We start from the raw sequence: 19,515 nt of genomic DNA, 5'->3' as shown, positions 1-19,515 counted from the left end.
GTGCGGCGCCTCCTGACCGCCGCGTCCGTGCTGCTGCCGCTCGCCCTCGCGGGCGGCGCCGCGCGTGCCGCCGGCCCTCTTCAAACCAGCGGGGCGTCCGCGGACAATGCCGGCAGCGATGCCGTCCAGCGGGGCGCCTACATCTTCAACGCCGCCGGCTGCCTCGGCTGCCACACCAACGAGAAGGGCGGCGGTCAGCCGCTGGCCGGCGGCCGGGAGCTGGCGACGCCCTTCGGCACCTTCCACACCCCCAACATCACGCCGGATCCGGAGACCGGCATCGGCCGTTGGAGCGATGCCGACTTCATCCGCGCTCTGCGCGAAGGTGTGCGGCCGGACGGCGCCGCCCTGTTTCCGGCCTTCCCCTACGCCAGCTACACGCGGATGACCGACCGCGACCTGCTGGACCTGAAGGCCTATCTGTTCAGCCGGCCGGCGGTGGCGGCCCCGAACAAGCCGCACGACCTGACGCCGCCCTTCTCCTGGCGTTTTCTGCTGCCGGTCTGGCAATGGCTGTACCTGACCCCCGGCGCGGTGCCCGACGACCCGGCCAAGCCGCCAGCCTGGAACCGCGGGCGCTATCTGGTCGATGCGCTGGGTCACTGCGCCGAATGCCACAGCCCGCGCACCCCGCTGGGCGGGATCGACTCCGACCGCTATCTGGCCGGCAATCCGGACGGGCCGGACGGCGACAAGGTTCCGGGCATCACCGGGACCAAGGGCAAGGGCGGCATCGGTGCCTGGTCGGACGGCGACCTGACGCTGCTCCTGGAGACCGGCCTGACCCCGGACGGCGACGTCGTCGGCGGCGCCATGGGCGAGGTCGTGCGCAACACCACCTCCAAGCTGACGGCCGACGACCGCGCCGCCATCGCTGCCTATCTGAAGACGGTTCCGGCGAAAGAGTGAGTCTTCGGCGCAACAGGCGCCGCTTTGCCGTGGACTCATGATCCTATGGGGCAATCAAGCCCGTTTGGCGGATGGTTCCGCTCCAACGTCGCGATTCTTTTGTGACCTATCCTTCTGCTATAGTCAGTCATCCTGCCATTGTGGCGGGCCGCCGGATGGGTGCTCAGGTGAAACGAAACGCGTTGTTCGCAGCTTTGGGCGTGGCTCTGATGGGGGGAGCGGCGGCGGTCGCCCTTTGGCCGGGGGCCAAGCCGGTCGAGGCACCGGGGGCTCCAGCGTCCGCTCCGGCTCCCGCCGCACCGGTCCAGACCGCCGCATCGGCGAAGCCCGCCCCCCCGGTGAAGCCCGCCCAAGCCCCGGAACAGGCCAAACCTGCGGCTCCCAGCTTCGACGTGGTGCGGGTGGCGCCCGACGGGGCGACGGTGATGGCCGGCCGCGCCGCGCCCGGGTCGGAGGTGACGGTCACCGACGGCGGCAGCCTGGTCGCTTCGGCGAAGGCCGACCAGCGCGGCGAATGGGTGATGCTGCCCGACAAGCCGCTGGCGCCGGGAACCCGCGAACTCAACCTGACAGAGACCCGTCCGGGCGCCGAAACCCCGGTCCCCGCCGACAAGGTGGTCGTGGTGATGGTGCCCGACCCGGCGCCGAAGCCGGCCGCCGAGTCGGCAACCGAAAGCGCCCCGACCGCGCCGGTCGCGGTGGCGGTGCCGCGCGACGGGCTGGCCGGCGCACCGCCGACCATGGGCGGCAGTTCGCTGCTGCAGGCCCCGCCGGTGCCGGACAACGGGGCGCCGCCCCCGCCGGGCGGCGTGTCGGTGGAGACGATGGATTACGATCCGGCCGGCCGGGTGGCGCTGGGCGGCCGGGCGGCGCCCAACAGCGCGGTCCAGCTCTATCTCGACAACATCCTCGTCGGCAGCGCCCACACCGACCCGAAGGGCAACTGGCGCCTGACCCCGGAAAAGCTGATCGACCCCGGCGTCTACACCCTGCGCGCCGATCAGGTCACCCAGGGCGGCAAGGTGGTGGCGCGGGCCGAACTGCCGGTGCAGGTTTCCGCCATGCCGGCGGCCTCCACCGACGGCCGCAACGTGGTCGTCCAGCCCGGCAACAGCTTGTGGCGGCTGGCCCGCCGCACCTATGGTGACGGCATGCTCTACACCACCATCTACACCGCCAACCGCGAGCAGATCCGCAACCCGGACCTGATCTATCCCGGCCAGATCTTCGCGCTGCCGCAGGTGAATTGAGGGGGCGCAACGTTACCGGCCGTGAGTTTTCGAAGCTTCTCTCGGCCGTCATCCCCGCGAAGGCGGGGATCCAGAGTTTCCCGAGCGAAACCTATGGGCAGGCTGGATTCCCGCCTTCGCGGGAATGACGGCTGAGGGACGCGCGTGATTGAGACCGGGTCCGAACCGGTTCAAATCCCAAGCGTCTCCCGGCAGGGCTCATAAGAAATTGCGAACTCTCAATCCTCCGGCATCCTGCCGATGGCGGCCCAGCCGAGCGGGGTGAGGCGCAGCACCTCCGGCCCCTCGCCGGCCGGGTTCGGGTCCAGCGCCACCAGCTCGCGATTCTCGAACCAAGCCCAGCGCGCCACCTCGGCAGTGGTGCCGGGCCAGCCGTCGGCCAGACGCTTCAGAACCTCCAGGTCGGCCGACGCGATGGGGAAGCGCGGCTTGGGCATGATCGCCTTTTTGACGGGCGTGGGGGCCGCCTCCGCCCCTGTCGCTGGCAGCGGCGGGGCGTCGGACCCGGCGCGGGCGCGGATCCAGTCGGTCTGATAGCTGCGGAGCGCCTGTTCCAGCTCCGTGCGCGCCGATTCCACCGGGCAGCGCAGATAGGTGTCCAGCAGGGCGTGCAGCGTGTTCGTCGCGTCGGTCATGTCCGTCACCAAATTCCCGTCAAAGCACCCGTCATATCGTCTGGGGCCGGGCCGCCGTCACAGCCATCCCATCCGCCGGAAGCGGACATACAGCACGGCGCAGACCGCAATGATCAGCGCCAGCACCGCCGGGTAGCCGTAGCGCCAGTGAAGCTCCGGCATATGCTCGAAGTTCATGCCGTACAGGCCGGCGACGGCCGTCGGCACGGCGAGGATGGCGGCCCAGGCAGCCAGCTTGCGCGTCACGTCGTTCTGCCGTGCGGTGGCCAGGATCATACTGGTTTCGAAGGCGAAGGACAGCACCTCGCGCAGCGAGCCGATCTGCTCGTTGACGCGGATCACATGGTCCTGCACGTCGCGGTAATAGGGGCGGATCGCCGGGTCGATCATCGGCAGATCGAAGCGCTCCAGCCGCGAGCAGACCTCCAGCAGCGGCGAGGCGTTGCGGCGCAGCCGCTCCAGGTCGCGGCGCAACTGGTGGATGCACTCGATCTCCGCCATGCTGGGCGGGCGGGCGATCAGCAGGGCGTCCAGCTCGTCCGCCTTGGCGGCCATCTGGTCCACCACCGGGAAGTAACAGTCCACCACATAATCCATGATGGTGTAGACGATGAAGTCCTCGCCATGCTTCAGCAGATGCGGCGCGCTTTCCGCCCGCGCCCGCACCGGCGAATAGCTGGTCGAGGCGCCGTGCCGCACGGTGACGACATAGCCGCAGCCGGCGAAGACATGGGTCTCGCCCAGCACCAGCTCGCCTTTTTCCAGCCGGGCGGTGCGCAGGACCATGAACAGGCTTTCGCCATAGATGTCCACCTTCGGCCGCTGGTGGGCGTGCAGCGCGTCCTCCACCGCCAGTTCATGCAGGCCGAACTGCTGCTTCACCTCCATCAGCAGCGCTTCATCCGGCTCCCACAAGCCGATCCAGACGAAGTGACCCTCCTTTGCGGCCCAGGCGCCGGCATCGGCGATCGGCACGTCGGCGATGCGCCGGCCCTGGCAATAGGCGGCGCTCGCCACCACCGCATTGTGCGGGGCGTTGTGAGCGGGGGTGGGTTCAGGCGGCAGCGTCATGGAAATGAAAACCGGGTGGGAGGCGGCAGGTCGGCGTCACTCTAAAGAGGTTCCCCGGCAGCGTCGACGGATCCGGCGGCACCGCCTGGGCTGACCGGCCGCCTCAAGCGTTGTTGCTGCCAAGGACCAGCTTCGGAAGAGGGTAGGGCGATGTTCCAGTCGGCGGCGCGCGGGATGTATCTGCTGGCGGCGGTGACGCTCAGCCTGTTCTCCCTGCTGTTCATCGGCCTGTCCGCCCTGACGGTGTTCGAAGGGATGGTGGCGCTGGACAGTGCCGCCCTGACCTCGGCCATGCTCGACGGGGTGGGGATGATCGTGCTGGCCATCGCCGTGTTCGAGATCGCCAAATACCTCTACGAGGAGGAGATCGTCCGCGAACGCGAACTGCGCCGCGCCGACGAGGCCCGCCGCACCCTGACCAAGTTCCTGACCACCATCATCATCGCCGCCAGCCTGGAAGGGCTGGTCCTGGTGTTCGAGGCGCGCACCAGCGAGATTTCCGCCATCGTCTATCCGGTGATGCTGCTGGGGGTTGTCACGCTGCTGGTGGTCGGGCTGGGCGCCTTCCAATGGCTGGCGCGCCGGGCCGAGAGCATCCATGTCGACCCCCGAGCCTCCGAAGCCGACGAGGCGGAGGAGGACAAGCGGCCGGACGCCTAGGCGGACATGGCGGGACCCCGGTTCCCGCCTGTCCGCCTATGGCCATGCCGCCTTTTGCCACAATTGACCCGCCCATACCGCCTGCGCCAAGCTTGCCGCCGTCCAAGGTGGTGAGGGAGAAGGGGCATGGCCCGCGATACGGGCACTTACAAGGCCGTCTACGGCTTTCCGGAATCGGCCGATGCCGCGCGTCGTCTCGCCGGGGTGCTGGACATCCCCTGCCACATTGCCGAGCTGCACCGCTTCCCCGACGGCGAGAGCCTCGTCCGCCTGCCGGAGCCGGTGGAGCGCGCCATCGTCTACCGCTCGCTCGACCGGCCGAACGACAAGCTGGTGGAGCTGACGCTCGCCGCCTCGGTCCTGCGGCGCCAGGGCGCGACCGACCTCTGTCTGGTGGCGCCCTATATGGCCTACATGCGCCAGGACGCCGTCTTCCGGCCCGGCGAGCCGGTCAGCCAGACGGTGGTCGGCGAGTGGCTCGGCCGCTGCTTCGACCGCTTCGTCTGCGTTGAGCCTCACCTGCACCGCACCCACACGCTGGACGAGGTGTTCGTCGGCCGCCCCTCCATCGCACTGAGCGGCGCCGCACCCATCGCCGCGCATCTGCGGGCCGCCGGCGTGACCCCCGGCACCGTCGTCATCGGTCCCGACGAGGAGTCCGCCCCGCTGGTGGAGGCGGTGGCCGGGCCGCTCGGCCTCACCGGCATCGTCGGCCGCAAGGAGCGGCGCGGCGACCGCGACGTGACGGTGGCGCTTCCCCCCGATGCGCCGATCCATGGCCGGCCGGTGGTGATCGTCGACGACGTCATCAGCTCCGGCGAGACGATCTTCTCCTGCGCCCGGGCGGCGCGGGTGCTGGGGGCGGAGCGGGTGCAGGTCTACGGCGTCCATGCCCTGTTCAGCGATATCGTCGCCGAACGCTTCGCCGCGGAAGGACTCGGCCGCCCGCTGTCCTGTGACGGCGTGCCGCATCCATCCAACGCGCTGTCCCTCGGCAGCCTGATCGCAGACGCCGTCAAGTCTTTCGCAATCCAATGAGAAAGGAGGCGGGTGCGACCATTGTGCCCGCCCTTTCGCCGCCATTCGTCGGATTCTATGACCATGGTGGGTTGCTTTTTATGACAATTTTTATATAACTGTCGCAAATCCAATGCGGCGTCATGCTGATTGTGCGCCGTATCATCTGTATGGGTGGGCGACATGGCGGGCGATGGGCGGACGGGTGGCCGGGCAGGGGCCGATGCGGGCTTCTTCGGGCTCGAGGCGGAGGAGCGCGGGCTTCTGGCCAGCATGGGGCGGCTGATCGACCGCAGCCTGCCGGACCTGTCGGAGCGCTTCTATGCCCACCTGTCCCGCTGGCCGGAAACCCGTGCCCTGCTGGACGCCCACGGCGATCTGTCCGGGCTGAAGCGCCGGCAGGCCGATCACTGGCGCCTGATGTTCCAGGATGCCGGCTCGCCCGAGCATGAGGCGCGCTGCCGCGCCGCCGGGGAGGCGCACAGCCGCATCGGTCTCGACTCCTCCTGGTACATCGGCGCCTATGGCGTGGTGCTCAGCGACCTGCTGGCCCTGGTCCAGGGGGCGCTGCGCTGGCGCCCGGCCATGGCGCGGCGCGCGGTGGCGGCGGTGGCCCGCGCCGTTTCCTTCGACATGGACCGGACGCTTGCCGGTTATGGCCTGCCGGCGGCGGGTGCGGGCGGGCAGGGCTGCGGCCGCGCGCTGGGCGACTTCGCGTCGTCGCTGATGGACAGGACCATCGAGGTGGCGATGGCGATCAACGACGCGGCGGTCGCCAACGCCCAGATGGTCGGGCAGCTGCGCGCGGTCGATCACGAATCCCAGGGCATCGCCGCCGCGACCGAGGAGACGGTGACCGGCATCCAGGAGATCTGGGCGCGCAGCCGCGACGTCGCCGCCCTGGCCGGACAGGCGCAGACGGTGACCGCCGAGGGTGGCCGCACCGTGCACGAGGCGGTCGTCCGCATGGAACAGATCGCCGGCGCGGTGGAAGGCGCGGCGATGCGGGTCGGCGAACTGTCGATCGCCTCCGAACGCATCGCGGAGATCGTCTCCACCATCGAGGCGATCGCCAAGCAGACCAACCTTCTCGCCCTCAACGCCACCATCGAGGCGGCCCGCGCCGGGGAGGCCGGAAAGGGCTTCGCCGTGGTGGCGAGCGAGGTGAAGAACCTGTCCAACCAGACCGCCCGCGCGACCGAGGACATCCGCCTGCGCATCGACTCCCTGAAGGCGGAGATGGGCGCCATCGTCGCCTCGATGGAGGACGGCACCCGCGCCGTCGCCGCCGGGCAGACGGCGATCCGCGCGGTCAGCGAGCGGATGACCGACATCGGCGACCATATCGGCCGCACCGAACAGCGCATGTCCGACATCGCCAGCATCCTGACCCAGCAGTCGGCCGCCGCCAATCAGGTGGCCTCCGGCACCTCCCGCATCGCCGAGAGCAGCGCGTCGAACAGCGCCGCCATCCTGCGCAGCGTCCAGGCGACGCGCGGCGTCGAGACGCTGCTGGGCAACCAGCTGAAGCAGCTGATGGAACAGGACATCCCCGGCAAGATCGTCAAGATCGCCAAGGTCGACCACGTCATCTGGAAGAAGCGGCTGGCCGACATGCTGGTCGGGCTGGAGACCCTGCGCCCGGACGAGCTGGCGAGCCACGAGGCCTGCCGGCTGGGCAAGTGGTATTACGGCCCGTCGTCGATGGCCTACCGCGCCCATTCGGCCTTCGTCCGGCTGGAGGCCCCGCACCGCCGGGTCCACGACCACGGCAAGGCCGCCGCCCGCGCCTTCGCCGACGGCGACATGGACCGCGCGCTGGCCGGGGTGGCGGAGGTGGAGCGCGCCTCCCAGGAGGTGATCGCCCTGCTCGACGAACTCGACAAGGCCGGGCTGGCGGGCGGTGCGACGCCGGCTGCGGCGGTGGGCTTCTGACCCGGCCGCCGGTAACACTAACGATAGGGGAAGGAACTGGTGTAGTCTGGCAGGGCAGCCGCCACGGGAGGCGGTCCGATGTTGGCGATGCGATGATGACGCGATGATGACGATGCGCGGGGGCGGTCGGTTGAGCGGAGGCGTGTGATGTCGAAGGTGACGGACGTCGTGCTTCGGATGTCCCGCAAGCTGACCGAGGACATCGCCACCCTGGGTCGCCTGCGCGCCGCCGGAAAGCCGAAGACCTTTCCGCGATTCCGCGAGATCCGGGCGGCCTATCTGGACATCCAGGGGCTGATCTTCTCGATCCAGGAAAGGCTGGAGGCCGCCGGGAAGGAGCTGCCGCCGAACTTCCCGCAATGGGTCATCCGGCAGAAGCTGAGCGCCATCGCCATCTTCACCGACATCAGCCACTCCTTCGTCAGCGACCCGCCGCTGGCGCTGACCGCCTCGCTGGGCGCCTTCGACGTGCTGGTGGCGGAGCAGAAGGCCTTCAACGAAACGCTGCACACCTTCGACACCATGCTGATGGAAGCCGGCATCGACGACAGGATGGCCGACGAACTGGACGCCACCCGCACCAAGATCGAGCAGATCCTGGGCATGATCGAACAGCTCCTTCTGACCAGCCCGAAGATCCTAGAGGAGTTCTGATGCCGGAGCCGGCAGCCGAGTCCAAGGCCGATCCCAAGACCGATCCTGGGCGGGATCCCCTTGCGGAAAGCCCGCCGGCCGCTGCTCCGGAACCCTCCCTTCGTCGCTTCCTCCGCAATCTGAACTTGCCGGTCGCCGTTCCCGTTCTGGCTTTGATTGCCGGTGCGGGCCTGTCCGTGGTGGCCATGCTCCACTCCGGCCGCCTGCTGCGCCTGGAGGAGGAGCATCGCTTCGCCGCAAGGGTCGAGGAAATCCACGGCCAGCTGGCCGACCGCCTGCGGGTGTACGAACAGGTGGCGCGCAGCGCCGCCTCGCTGGCGATGACCTTTCCCGACCTGCATTGGACGCAGTGGAGCCGCTTCGTCGAGGCGCTGGACATGCCGCGGCGCTATCCCGGCATCATCTCCATCGCCTATGCCCGCGCGGTTGCGGCCGACCGGGCCGGCGATCTGGTGGCGTCGATGCGGGCGGCCGGCCTGCCGGATTTCCGCATCTGGCCGGAGACGGCGGGGGCGGAGCGCGTGGTCAACATCTTCGCCGCCCCGGTCAACGAAGGCAACGCGCGGGCCATCGGCTTCGACATGATGTCGGAGGCGATCCGGCGCTCCGCCATCGAACGGGCGCGTGACAGCGGCGAGCCCGCAGCCACCCGCGCCATCACGCTGAAGATCGACCAGGCGGCCGGGGTCGGCCCTTCCTTCATCCTCTATCAGGCGACCTACCGCGGCGATCCGCTGCCGCCGTCGCTGGAGGCGCGGCGCGCGTCCTTCACCGGCGTGGTGCTGACCCCGGTCAGGATCGGCCCGCTGGTGAACGGGCTGATCGACGCGAACCGCCAGGACACCGGCATCGAGATCTATGACGTGCCGCCGGCGGATGCCGAGTTTCCGCTCTACCGCAGCCGCCGCCCGCTGGACGCCACGCCCGTCCTCAGCCTGATGCGGGAACTGCCGGTCGGCGGGCGGGTGTGGACCGTCCGGTACGACAGCCTGCCGGACGGCCTGTTCACCGCGCGTGTCTGGGTGCCCGGCGCTCTGCTGGCCGGCGGGCTGGCTCTCAGCTTCGCGCTGTCGCTGGTGCTGCGCATGGCGCTGGTGACCCATTCCCGTGCGGTGGAGCTGGCCGGGGAGATGACGGCCTCGCTCCGCCTGCAGGAGGCGGAGCGGCAGCAGCTGTTCACCCAGGCGCCGCTGGGGATCGCGCTGGTCGGCACCGACGGGCTGGTGATGGACTGCAACCCGGCCTTCGCCGTCGCCGCCGGCCTGCCCCGGCAGGAGCTGCTCGGCACCGACCTGCGCCTGCGTTTCAGCGATCAGGCCTCGGTCTTCGCGCTGGAGGCGGCGCTGCAGGGGGAGAGCGGCAAGCTCGAATCCGACCAGCCCCTGCTGCTGGGCGGCCGGCGCAGCCATTTCAGCCTGCATTTCCAGCCGGTCACCGCCGACGGCACGCTGAAATTCGTCCTGGCCTTCGCCGAGGACATCGGCGAGAAGCGCCGGGCCGAGCAGCACATCCAGTATCTGGCCCATTTCGACGCGCTGACCGGCCTGCCCAACCGCGTCCTGCTGTACGACCGCATCGCCCAGGCCCTGCGCGAGGGGCGGCGCGACGGCACCAAGGTGGCGGTTCTGTTCATCGACCTCGACCGCTTCAAGGTCATCAACGACAGCCTGGGCCACAGCTTCGGCGACGAGGTGCTGCGCTCGGTGGCGCGCCGCCTCCAGGCCGGCCTGCGCGAATCCGACACCGTCGGCCGGCTGGGCGGCGACGAGTTCCTGATCGTCGTCCGCCGGGTGATGGAGCCCAATGACGCGGCCCGCGTGGCGGAAAAGGTGGTTGCGCATCTGGCCAGCCCCTTCGCGGTCGGCGGCCAGAATTTCGTGGTGACGCCCAGCATCGGCATCAGCCTCTACCCCGACGACGCCGAGGATCCCGAAGGTCTGATCCGCTGCGCCGACATCGCGATGTACCATGCCAAGGAGCAGGGCCGGAACGGCTTCCGCTTCGTCACCAAGGAGATGGGCGCCAAGTCGCGCGAGCGCATGGACCTGGAGGGCAGCCTGCGCGAGGCAATCCGCGCTGGTCAGCTGTTCCTGGTCTACCAGCCGCAGGTCGACACCCTGACCGGCCGCATCGTCGGTCTGGAGGCGCTGATCCGCTGGCGCCATCCCGACGAAGGGCTGATCCTGCCCGGCCGTTTCCTGCCGGTGGCGGAGGAGACCGGTCTGGTCCTGGCGATGGGCGACTGGGTGCTGTTCGAGGCCTGCGCCCAGATCCGCCGCTGGCGCACGCGCTTCGACCTGTCGATCCCGGTGGCGGTCAACGTTTCCGGCGCCCAGTTCCGCGACGGCCAGCTGCCGGCCAAGGTCGCCCGCGCGCTGGACGCCAACGGCCTGAGCGGCCCGGAGTTGGAGATCGAGGTGACGGAAAGCACGCTGATCGACGACGTCGAATCGGCGGCGGCGACCCTGGCGGCCTTGAAGCAGCGCGGAGTCCTGATTGCGCTGGACGATTTCGGCACCGGCTATTCCAGCCTCAGCTATCTGCACCGTCTGCCGATCGACAAGCTGAAGATCGACCGGTCCTTCATCCACGACCTGTCGACCGGCGCCAGCGACTCCTCCGTCCCCCGCGCCATCGTCGGCCTGGGCCGCAGCCTGGGCCTGTCGGTGATCGCCGAGGGGGTGGAGACCCAGGAACAGCTACAACTGCTGCGCGACCTCGCCTGCGAAAGCTACCAGGGCTTCCTGTTCAGCCGCCCCATCCCGGTCGAGGAGGTGGAGCGGCTGCTGGAGAAGATGTCGGCCGTGGCGCAGACGGTTTCGGCGGAGTGATGGGTGACATCTTCATGTGGCCGCTTTTGACCCGAAGCGGTCATCAGGGCTCGCGATATCAGGTGTTTTAGCCTTCGAGAACGCTTGCAATCGAGCGTCGGAGCAGTTAACGGATATACAGTCTGACTGTACATCTTCTAACGGTTCTTGAGAGGCCGAGCATGACGATCGACAATAAGGAGTTGGTTCGCCGCTTCAACATCGAGGTCATTCAGAACGGCAATGAAGCCGCATTCAACGCATTGATGGCGCCGGACTTCATCAATCACGCCGCACCCCAGGGTATGCCTAACGGTCCGGAAAGCATGTGGAACACCTTCCAGAACATTCTTCGGCCCGCCCTATCGGGCTTGAGGGTGACAATCCATGACCAGATCGCCGAGGGTGACAAGGTCACCACCCGCAAGACAATCAGCGGCGTTCACTCCGGTACACTGGCTGGGATTCCTGCGACAGGACGTGACGTTGCCATCGACGTTATAGATATCGTGCGTGTTCGGGACGGCAAATATGCTGAGCATTGGGGCTTGAACACTCTGTCGAATGTTCTTGCTTCACTGTCAAAGGCGTGATCCGGACTAGCAAAGCCGTTCGATAATAGGAATTGCGGCTTCAAGCGTCCGTCTATCCTCTTCGGACAGACGTTCCTCTATCAGAACGGCGATCTTCGATGTCCTGGCTTCGCGGGAGCGAGACAATCCCTCTCGCCCCTTTTCGGTGATCGATAGAAGTTGGCTGCGCCCGTCCGCTGGATTGGGCAATCTACAAACCAAGCCCTCGGTTTCAAGCTGAGCGGTCACCAGTCGCATACTTTGATGCCGGACATTACGGCTGTTCGCTAGTTCAGCGACACTCAACGGACCGCTTTTTTCAAGAAGCAGCAGGGTTTCAGACTGAGATGTCGTTGGCGTATCTGTCTCATTCCTCACGCTACGTACGAATCGACTGATAGTATCGCGCAGCCTTTCTGCAAGTGACAGCGCAGTGGCATCTTCTTCGGAGAAGGCTTTATCGTTGGTCATTTGCTTTCTCTGTCCTTGCGGAAATGCGTTGTACCCTCAATAACCCGGGCGCAACCGAAGTGAAACAGCATCGGCCGTTATGACCGCTCCTGGCGCTTTGCGGACGTTATCACTAAAGCACCGCAAGCTTGATACCGGGCCAATGTCAAACCGCCAGTTTCCCCAGTCGGCCACCCTCCGCGTTTGCAAAACCCCGCCACTGCAGGAAAATTTTCCTGTAAACTCCCCCGGGAGTCCCCCGCTTGTGGAGTTCCGCCATGCCCGTCGATCCCCGCACTCTCGCCGACGACCGTTTCCCCTGCTGGGCCGAAGAGCCGCCGGTGCCCGCCGAAGGCTCTCTCGTCCCCGGATCGCAGTTCCATGACGAGCAATGGATCATGGCCGCCGGCATGCTGGCGCGCGGCAACAGCTTCCTGCAGGTCTCGCGCGCGATGGGCTGCAGCCGCACCACGCTGTGGCGCGCCTATTACGGATCCAAGGACTTCCGTCACAGGGTGTGGTGGGAACGGCAGGCGCTGAACCGCGAGGCCGAGCTGCGCCTGTCCTCGATTCGCTCCCTGGTGGCCGAGCAGATTGAGCGGCTGGTGACCTCCGGCGACCCGGCGACGGTGCGCTGGCTGGCCGAGCGGCTCGGCCTCTTCGCCGGCCTGGACGCCCCGGCCGGCAAGCGTGCTCCCGAGCCCGCCGCCGAACCTGCTCCCAAACCCGCCCCCAAACCGGAAGACCCGCCCGCCGTCACCGTCCCCGAACTGGACGACGACATCCCCGGTGCCCTGCGCGAACGCATGCCGCCCGATCCCGAGATCATCGCCGCAATCGTCGCTCGCCCCGAAACCGAAGGCCCGAAGGGTGTCTTCCCCTGGACCGTCAACCAGTACGAAGAATACCCCAACCTCAACCCCGGCCCGGTGAGCCGCCGCGGCGCCGGCGCTTTCTCCTGGCGCCGGTAGATGGAACATCGGCCGGACTCTGTTCCACGCTGTTCCATCCGCCGCTCCGCCGGTCAGAAGCGCAAGCCCTCCTGTCCCCCCATCAGGTCCAGCGTCGCCAGCGCCATCACCTGGGCCGACTGCACCATATCGTCGATGCCGACCCATTCGTCGGGCTGGTGGGCGAGGTCGAGGATGCCGGGGCCGTAGGCGATGCAGTCCTTCAACTGGCCGACGCGCACCACATGCTTCTGGTCATAGGTGCCGGGGGAAACCACATGCTGCGCCGGGCGGCCCAGCACCGTTTCGATGGCGGCGGCCACCGCCCGCACCACCGGCGCGTCGGCGTCGGTCATCGTCGGCAGGAAGGCCAGCACCTCGCGCAGCTCGTACGCGAAGCCGGGGCGGGTGCGGCGCAGATCCTCCAGGATGGCGACGATTTCGCCGCGCACCGCCTCGGGGTCCTCCTCGATCAGGTATCGGCGGTCGATCACCATGCGGCAGCGGTCGGGCACCATCGGGCTGGGCAGGCCGCCATGGTCCTCGCGCTGGCCGCCATGGATGGCGTTGATGTTGATGGTGGACTGGCGCGCCCCCTCCGGCACCACCGGCATGTCGGTGCGCTTGGCGGCGAGGCGGGGGATCAACTCGGTCTCGATCCGGTGCAGCACGGCGCCCATGTGGCGCACCGCGCAGTTGCCGAGGAAGGGCATGGAGCCGTGGGCGACGCGGCCCTTGGTCTCGATCTCCGCCCACCAGACGCCGCGATGGCCGATGCAGACTCGATCGACGTTCAGCGGCTCCGGTATGATGACGTGGTCGACGCGCGGCCGGGAGAAATAGCCGAGCTTCGCCAGATGCCCGACGCCGCCATAGCCGCCGGATTCCTCGTCCACCGTGCCGGAGATCTCCAGGGCGCCCGCCGTCAGCAGCCCTTCCTCCAGCAGCGATTCCACGGCAATGATCGACGCGGCGATGCCGCCCTTCATGTCGCAGGCGCCGCGGCCATAGACCCGGCCGTCCTTCACCACCCCGCCGAAGGGATCGACGGTCCAGCCCTGGCCGGCCGGCACCACGTCGATATGGCCGTTGAAATGGACGCAGGGTCCCGGACGCGGCGCCTCGATGCGGGCGACGACGTTGGTGCGCGGATAGCGGTCGCTGTCGCCGGCCGCCCCCTCCGCCCGCACATACTCGACATCGAACCCGCGCGCCGCCAGCCGCCGGCCGATCAGCTCGGCGCAGTCGGTATAGACGTCGCCGGGCGGGTTGACGGTGGGGATGCGGATCAGCGCTTGCGTCAGCGCGACCAGATCGTCGCGCCGCGATTCGATCCGGCGGAACAGCAGCTTGGTTGCGGCGTCGGTGTCGGAACGCATGGCCTCTCCCGCGGCAAGGACGGTTCCAGTGTCACCGCAAGCGGATGGTTCGTCCACCCCGCCTTTCGGGGGCTGTCATTGTGCGGCGCACTTTCCCGTACCGGCCGAGACCGCTACAGTCGCGGCGCCCCTCAGCGGAGAAGCTTCCCATGACCGTCACGCACCCCATCGGGCTGAGCGCCCCGACCCTGGCCGACCCGGTGATCGCCGAGGCTGCGGCCCGCTTCGTCGCCGCCCGCCGCAGCGCGGCCGGCCTTGCCGACTTCCCCGGCCCGCTGCCGGCCGACCTCGCCACCGCCTACGCCATCCAGGCGACGGCGACCGCCTCCTGGCCCGACGAGGTCGCCGGCTGGAAGGTGGCGCGGGTGCCGCCGGCGTTGGAGGAGACGCTTGGCGCCATGCGCTACATCGGCCCGATCTTCGCCCGCACGGTGTCGGCCGCCGATGGCGGCCCGCTGAGCTTCCCGGTCATTCCCGGCGGTTTCGGCGCCGTGGAGGCGGAGTTCGCGGTGCGCATCGCCGCCGACGCCCCCGCCGACAAGCTGGACTACAGCCCGGCGGAGGCCGCCGCCTTCATCGCCGCCGTCCATGCCGCCATCGAGGTGGCGGGTGGGCCTCTGGCGCCGGTCAACACGCTCGGCCCCACCGCCTCGACCTCCGTCTTCGGCAACAACAACGGCCTGATCGTCGGCGAGGAGATCGTCGGCGGCGTCGAGGGCGCCGATACCCTACGCGCCGAGGTGCTGATCGACGGCCAGAGCGTCGGCGTCGGCAGCGCCGCCAAGCTGCCGGGCGGCATCGCCGCGGCGGTCGCGGTGGCGCTGGGCATGGCGGCGCGCCTCGGCCGGCCGCTGAAGGCCGGGCAGTGGGTGTCCACCGGCGCCCTGACCGGCGTTCACTCCATCGCCATCGGCCAGCAGGCGCGGGTGACCTTCACCGGACTGACGCCGATGTCCGGCACCGCCGTCGCGGCCGATCCGGCTTGACCGGCGTCTCTCAACCAATCACCGGAACCGCCGCCTTGTCCCAGTCCAGCCTGCCCTCCGAAGCCGCCGCGACGCGGTTCCTGCCGCCGGTCCAGATGCTGGTCGGACTGGGGCTTGCCGTCGCCGGGGTGATCGCCTTCTCGCTGCGGCCGGTCATCATCAAGCTGGCCTACCGCTACAATGTCGATCCGGTCACGCTGATCATGCTGCGCATGGTCTTCGCGTTGCCCTTCTTCCTGGCCATGGCTCTGTGGTCGAGTGGCCGGAAGGGAGAGCGCGCGCCGATCGCCGGGCGCGACCTTGCCCTGACCGTCGCGTTGGGCGTCACCGGCTATTACGCCGCCAGCTTCTGCGATTTCCTCGGGCTGCGCTATGTCTCGGCCGGGATGGGGCGGCTGCTGCTGTTCCTCTACCCGACCATCGTCGTGATCCTGTCGGCCCTGTTCCTCGGCAAGCGGATCGGCCTGCGCGAGGTCGTGGCGCTGGTGGTCTCCTACGCCGGCGTCGCCCTGGTGGTGTGGTCGGAGGTCGGGACCGGCCATCCCGACTTCATGACCGGGGCCGGATTGGTCTTCATGGGCGCCTTCCTCTATTCGATCTATCTGGTCGGCAGCAGCCGGGTGGTGCAGCGGATCGGCTCCATGCGCTTCACCGCCTATGCGATGACGGCGGCCTGCCTGTGCTGCATCCTGCAGTTCCTGGTGCTACGCCCCCTGTCGGCGCTCGACCTGCCGCTGCCGGTCTATTGGCTGTCGGTGGTGATGTCGGTGGTCTGCACCGTGCTGCCGGTTCTGATGACGGCGGAGGCGCTGCGGCGGGTCGGCCCCAATCTGGTGGCGCTGAGCGGCGCCATCGGCCCGGTCGCCGCCGCCGTCTTCGGCTATCTGGCGCTGGCGGAGCCGATGGGCTGGCTGCAGCTGGCCGGTGCCGCCCTGACCGTCGCCGGCGTCATGATCATCAGCCTATGGAGGACCGCCTGATCCCGCATTTTTCATGGAATAACCGCCGCCTTGCCGCCGTCCCATTCCAAAGCCATTGGGAAAGGGACGAGCGATGACGAACCATGCCACCGCCTACGAGACCGGAGCCGCCACCGGCTGGCAGGATGCGCTGCTGCTGGCGGCCCGCATCCTGCTGGGCGCCATCTTCGTGCAGAGCGGCTTCGGCAAGCTGATGGCGCTCGGCGGCTTCATCGCCGGAATGGAGAGTCAGGGCGTGCCGATGGCCACGATCGTCGCCCCCATCGGCGCGCTGGTCGAGGCGTTCGGCGGGCTTGCCATCGTGCTGGGCGCCTGGACCCGGCTGGCGGCGCTGGCGGTCGCGGCCTTCACCGTCGCCGCAACCCTGATCGCCCACCGCTATTGGGAGGCGGCACCCGACGCCATGAAGATGCAGCAGATCCAGTTCATGAAGAACCTCGCCATCATCGGCGGCTTCCTGTCACTGGTGGCGTCGGGGGCCGGGCGCTTCAGCATCGACGGCTGGCGCACCCGCCACTGACCTTAAGCCTGGACCTCACTCGTCATACGCCATCAGCGAAATGCTGGGTACGTCGATGCGGTCGCGGCCGTTCAGGAAGGTCAGCTCCACCAGGAAGGCGGCGGCACGGACGTCGGCGCCGACCTGACGCAGCAGGTTGATGGCAGCCACCATGGTGCCGCCGGTCGCCAGCAGATCGTCCAGCACCACCACGCGCTGGCCGGGCTTCACCGCGTCGGCCTGCACCTCGATGGTGTCGGTGCCGTATTCCAGGTCATAGGAATGGGCGATCTTGTCGCCCGGCAGCTTGCCGTGCTTGCGCACCATGATGAAGCCGATGCCAAGCGCCAGCGCCAGCGGGGCGGCGACCAGGAAGCCGCGCGATTCGATCCCGACCAGCAGGTCCGGCTTGTGCGGGCGCACCGCCTCGGCCAGCTCGTCGATGGCGGCCTTCCAGGCGGCGCCGTTCGCCAGCAGCGGCGAGACGTCGTAGAACAGGATGCCGGCCTTCGGGAAATCCGGGACGCCGCGGATATGGTCTTTGAAGTTCATCGGAAGTCTTGTCCGTAAAGAATCGTATGCCGGCATGAACGGCCCGGTCGGCCGCCCGGCACTCTAGCGGCTGCCCACCCCGGCGCAAAGCCGGGAATGGACGCTTTGGCGGTGCCGCCATTTTACCGCATGGGGTTGACCATCCGGCGATGCTCCGCCACGTTCCAGGCGCACCGGCCAGACGTACCGGTGAATGTGCGGATGCGTGCGGCGGAGCCTGTGGCTGGGACTTTAGCGAAGCATGGAACGGCGGACGAGGTCCGGATCGATGCCGGTCCGGAGGACGGCGGGTGGCGGATCGCCGCCGCCGGACGCTGGACCCTGGATGCTGCCGCCGCAGCGTCCGATGCGCTCGACCGCGCACCGACGCCCCAGGAGGGTGCTGCGGTGCGTCTCGACATGGCGCGGGTGGAGGCGCTCGACACCGTCGGCGCCTATCTGTTGAACCGGCTGGCCGACCGCTTGGGGGCGGCGGGCCACACGGTTGCAGTGGTCGGGCTGCGGCCGGACCATGCCGCCCTGTTCGATGCCGTGCGCGATGCCGGCAAGGCGCCGCCGCATCCGATCGAGCGCGAGCATCACCCGATCCTCGACATGATCGTCCGCACCGGCGAGACGACGGTGAGCGCCGCCAAGGAAATCCTCGACCTCGTCGGCTTCCTCGGCCTCGTCACCGTCACCTTCGCCCGGCTGATCCTGCGCCCGTCGCGCCTGCGCCTGACCTCCGTCCTGTTCCACATCGAGCAGACCGGGCTGAACGCCCTGCCGATCCTTGGGCTGCTGTCCTTCCTGATCGGCGTGGTGCTGGCCTTCCAGGGGGCCGACCAGCTGAAGCGTTTCGGCGCGGAGCTGTATGTCGTCAATTTGCTGGGCATCTCCGTCCTGCGCGAGATCGGCATCCTGATGACGGCTATCATCGTCGCCGGCCGCTCCGGCTCCGCCTTCACCGCGCAGATCGGCACCATGAAGGTGAACCAGGAGGTCGACGCCATCGGCACCATGGGCCTCGATCCGGTGGAGCTGCTGGTGGTGCCGCGGGCGCTGGCACTGATGATCACCCTGCCGCTGCTGGCCTTCTACGCCGACGTGATGGGGCTGTTCGGCGGGGCGGTGATGGCCTATGCCACACTGGACATCACCTTCGGGCAGTTCATCCGCCAGCTTCACAGCGCGGTCGGCATCAACACGGTGATCGCCGGCCTGCTCAAGGCCCCCGTCTTCGCCCTGGTGATCGCCATGGTCGGCTGTTACGAGGGGCTGAAGGTCTCCGGCAGCGCCGAGAGCGTCGGTATCATGACCACCAAGGCGGTGGTGGAGGGCATCTTCCTGGTGATCGTCATCGACGCGGTCTTCTCGGTCCTCTTCTCCATGTTGGGTGTGTGATGGCCGAAGCTCCCGTCATCCGCGTGCGTGGGCTGGTCACCCGCTTCGGCCCGCAGACCGTCCATGACGGCCTTGACCTCGACGTCGAGCGGGGGGAGGTGCTGGGCGTCGTCGGCGGCTCCGGCACCGGCAAGTCGGTGCTTCTGAAGGAAATTCTAGGCCTCATCGACCCCGCCGCCGGCCGGATCGAGCTGCTGGGCCACGACACCGCCGACCTCGACCGGGAGGAGCGCACGGCGCTTCAGGCCCGCACCGGCGTGCTGTTCCAGAACGGCGCCCTGTTCAGCTCCATGACGGTGGCGGAGAATGTGATGCTGCCGCTGAAGGAGCACACCGACCTGCCCCCGTCGCTGATCGCCGAGGTGGCGCGGGTGAAGATCGCCATGGCCGGCCTGCCGCCCGATGCCGGGACCAAGCACCCGGCGCAACTGTCCGGCGGCATGATCAAGCGCGCCGGTCTGGCCCGTGCGCTGGCGCTCGATCCCGACATCCTGTTCCTGGACGAGCCGACCGCCGGCCTCGACCCCATCGGCGCTGCCGCTTTCGACACGCTGATCCAGGGGTTGCAGCGCAGCCTGGGGCTGACCGTCTTCATGGTCACCCACGATCTGGACAGCCTGACCTCGATCTGCGACCGCATCGCCGTGCTGGTCGACAAGAAGATCCGGGTGGGGACCTTGGCCCAGCATCTGGCCGATCCGCACCCGTGGATCCACGATTACTTTCACGGACCGCGCGGCCGCGCGGCTCTCGACGCGAAAGAGCGCAATGACGCTCGGCGACATGAAGAAGACGCCAGGCGTCTTGCGAAAGGGTAGGGGCA

At 68.5% G+C, this 19,515-nt stretch carries 19 protein-coding genes; 14 read left to right on the top strand and 5 right to left on the bottom strand.

The genetic code is table 11. The features are described 5' to 3' along the window. Both TSO5_RS08330 and TSO5_RS08325 read left to right on the top strand, forming a co-directional pair. A complete protein-coding gene (locus TSO5_RS08330; protein ID WP_109151153.1) occupies nt 1-909 on the top strand; it encodes a cytochrome c in 909 nt (302 codons plus the stop codon). Nucleotides 910-1,091: 182 nt separating this feature from the next. Beyond that, nucleotides 1,092-2,159, top strand: a complete 1,068-nt coding sequence (locus TSO5_RS08325) for a LysM peptidoglycan-binding domain-containing protein (RefSeq protein WP_247870650.1) — start codon at nt 1,092-1,094, stop codon at nt 2,157-2,159. 218 nt (nt 2,160-2,377) lie between these two features. On the opposite strand, the gene TSO5_RS08320 is transcribed toward TSO5_RS08325, so the two are convergent. Together TSO5_RS08320 and corA are read right to left on the bottom strand one after the other, a co-directional pair. After that, nucleotides 2,378-2,794, bottom strand: coding sequence for a hypothetical protein (locus tag TSO5_RS08320; RefSeq protein WP_109151151.1), 417 nt, complete (start codon nt 2,792-2,794; stop codon nt 2,378-2,380). Nucleotides 2,795-2,851: 57 nt separating this feature from the next. After that, on the bottom strand, nt 2,852-3,865 hold the full coding sequence (corA, locus tag TSO5_RS08315) for a magnesium/cobalt transporter CorA (protein WP_109151150.1): 1,014 nt from the start codon (nt 3,863-3,865) through the stop codon (nt 2,852-2,854). A gap of 150 nt (nt 3,866-4,015) precedes the next feature. Between corA and TSO5_RS08310 the strand changes: the two genes are divergently transcribed. The 6 genes from TSO5_RS08310 (at nt 4,016) to TSO5_RS08285 (ending at nt 11,534) form a co-directional block, all read left to right on the top strand. Continuing rightward, nucleotides 4,016-4,525: a hypothetical protein gene (locus tag TSO5_RS08310; RefSeq protein ID WP_109151149.1), complete on the top strand. Its 510-nt coding sequence runs from the start codon at nt 4,016-4,018 to the stop codon at nt 4,523-4,525. A 126-nt stretch (nt 4,526-4,651) separates the two neighbouring features. Continuing rightward, nucleotides 4,652-5,563, top strand: coding sequence for a ribose-phosphate diphosphokinase (gene prs, locus TSO5_RS08305; protein WP_109151148.1), 912 nt, complete (start codon nt 4,652-4,654; stop codon nt 5,561-5,563). A gap of 162 nt (nt 5,564-5,725) precedes the next feature. Beyond that, on the top strand, nt 5,726-7,477 hold the full coding sequence (locus TSO5_RS08300) for a methyl-accepting chemotaxis protein (protein WP_247870649.1): 1,752 nt from the start codon (nt 5,726-5,728) through the stop codon (nt 7,475-7,477). A 147-nt stretch (nt 7,478-7,624) separates the two neighbouring features. After that, nucleotides 7,625-8,131 (top strand): hypothetical protein, encoded by a 507-nt coding sequence (locus tag TSO5_RS08295; RefSeq protein ID WP_109151146.1) that lies wholly within the window; start codon nt 7,625-7,627, stop codon nt 8,129-8,131. Next, nucleotides 8,131-10,962 (top strand): EAL domain-containing protein, encoded by a 2,832-nt coding sequence (locus tag TSO5_RS33625; RefSeq protein WP_109151145.1) that lies wholly within the window; start codon nt 8,131-8,133, stop codon nt 10,960-10,962. Before TSO5_RS08295 ends, TSO5_RS33625 begins: the two co-directional genes overlap by 1 nt. Before the next feature lie 161 nt (nt 10,963-11,123). Continuing rightward, nucleotides 11,124-11,534 carry an ester cyclase gene (locus TSO5_RS08285; RefSeq protein WP_109151144.1) on the top strand — a complete coding sequence of 137 codons (411 nt, stop codon included), beginning with the start codon at nt 11,124-11,126 and terminating at the stop codon, nt 11,532-11,534. 6 nt (nt 11,535-11,540) lie between these two features. Here TSO5_RS08285 and TSO5_RS08280 read toward each other — a convergent pair whose 3' ends face one another. Next, nucleotides 11,541-11,984: a MarR family transcriptional regulator gene (locus TSO5_RS08280; RefSeq protein ID WP_109151143.1), complete on the bottom strand. Its 444-nt coding sequence runs from the start codon at nt 11,982-11,984 to the stop codon at nt 11,541-11,543. 257 nt (nt 11,985-12,241) lie between these two features. Here TSO5_RS08280 and TSO5_RS08275 point away from each other — a divergent pair, with 257 nt between their 5' ends. Continuing rightward, a complete protein-coding gene (locus TSO5_RS08275) occupies nt 12,242-12,934 on the top strand; it encodes a hypothetical protein (RefSeq protein WP_109151142.1) in 693 nt (230 codons plus the stop codon). Nucleotides 12,935-12,987: 53 nt separating this feature from the next. Here TSO5_RS08275 and TSO5_RS08270 read toward each other — a convergent pair whose 3' ends face one another. After that, a complete protein-coding gene (locus TSO5_RS08270; RefSeq protein WP_109151141.1) occupies nt 12,988-14,292 on the bottom strand; it encodes an acetylornithine deacetylase/succinyl-diaminopimelate desuccinylase family protein in 1,305 nt (434 codons plus the stop codon). A gap of 149 nt (nt 14,293-14,441) precedes the next feature. On the opposite strand from TSO5_RS08270, the gene TSO5_RS08265 reads away from it, so the two are divergent. The 3 genes from TSO5_RS08265 to TSO5_RS08255 all read left to right on the top strand — a co-directional run bounded on the left by TSO5_RS08265 (nt 14,442) and on the right by TSO5_RS08255 (nt 16,778). Beyond that, the gene (locus tag TSO5_RS08265) at nt 14,442-15,278 is read left to right on the top strand and encodes a 2-keto-4-pentenoate hydratase (protein ID WP_109151140.1); all 837 of its coding nucleotides are present in this window, start codon (nt 14,442-14,444) and stop codon (nt 15,276-15,278) included. A 35-nt stretch (nt 15,279-15,313) separates the two neighbouring features. Continuing rightward, nucleotides 15,314-16,258 carry a DMT family transporter gene (locus TSO5_RS08260; protein WP_247870648.1) on the top strand — a complete coding sequence of 315 codons (945 nt, stop codon included), beginning with the start codon at nt 15,314-15,316 and terminating at the stop codon, nt 16,256-16,258. A gap of 73 nt (nt 16,259-16,331) precedes the next feature. Then, on the top strand, nt 16,332-16,778 hold the full coding sequence (locus TSO5_RS08255) for a DoxX family protein (protein WP_109151138.1): 447 nt from the start codon (nt 16,332-16,334) through the stop codon (nt 16,776-16,778). A 15-nt stretch (nt 16,779-16,793) separates the two neighbouring features. Here TSO5_RS08255 and TSO5_RS08250 read toward each other — a convergent pair whose 3' ends face one another. Beyond that, entirely contained in the window at nt 16,794-17,309 is a 516-nt protein-coding gene (locus tag TSO5_RS08250; protein WP_109074629.1) for an adenine phosphoribosyltransferase, read from the bottom strand. 219 nt (nt 17,310-17,528) lie between these two features. On the opposite strand from TSO5_RS08250, the gene TSO5_RS08245 reads away from it, so the two are divergent. Both TSO5_RS08245 and TSO5_RS08240 read left to right on the top strand, forming a co-directional pair. After that, nucleotides 17,529-18,692: an MlaE family lipid ABC transporter permease subunit gene (locus TSO5_RS08245; protein ID WP_247870647.1), complete on the top strand. Its 1,164-nt coding sequence runs from the start codon at nt 17,529-17,531 to the stop codon at nt 18,690-18,692. Further along, nucleotides 18,692-19,510, top strand: coding sequence for an ABC transporter ATP-binding protein (locus TSO5_RS08240; protein ID WP_109151171.1), 819 nt, complete (start codon nt 18,692-18,694; stop codon nt 19,508-19,510). The genes TSO5_RS08245 and TSO5_RS08240 overlap by 1 nt, the downstream gene beginning before the upstream one ends. The last annotated feature ends 5 nt before the right edge of the window (nt 19,511-19,515 follow it).

Source organism: Azospirillum sp. TSO5 (genome assembly GCF_003116065.1).
Lineage (GTDB): Bacteria > Pseudomonadota > Alphaproteobacteria > Azospirillales > Azospirillaceae > Azospirillum.
Note: the sequence above shows the minus strand (reverse complement) of the source record. Positions and strands in the feature narration are given on the sequence as shown.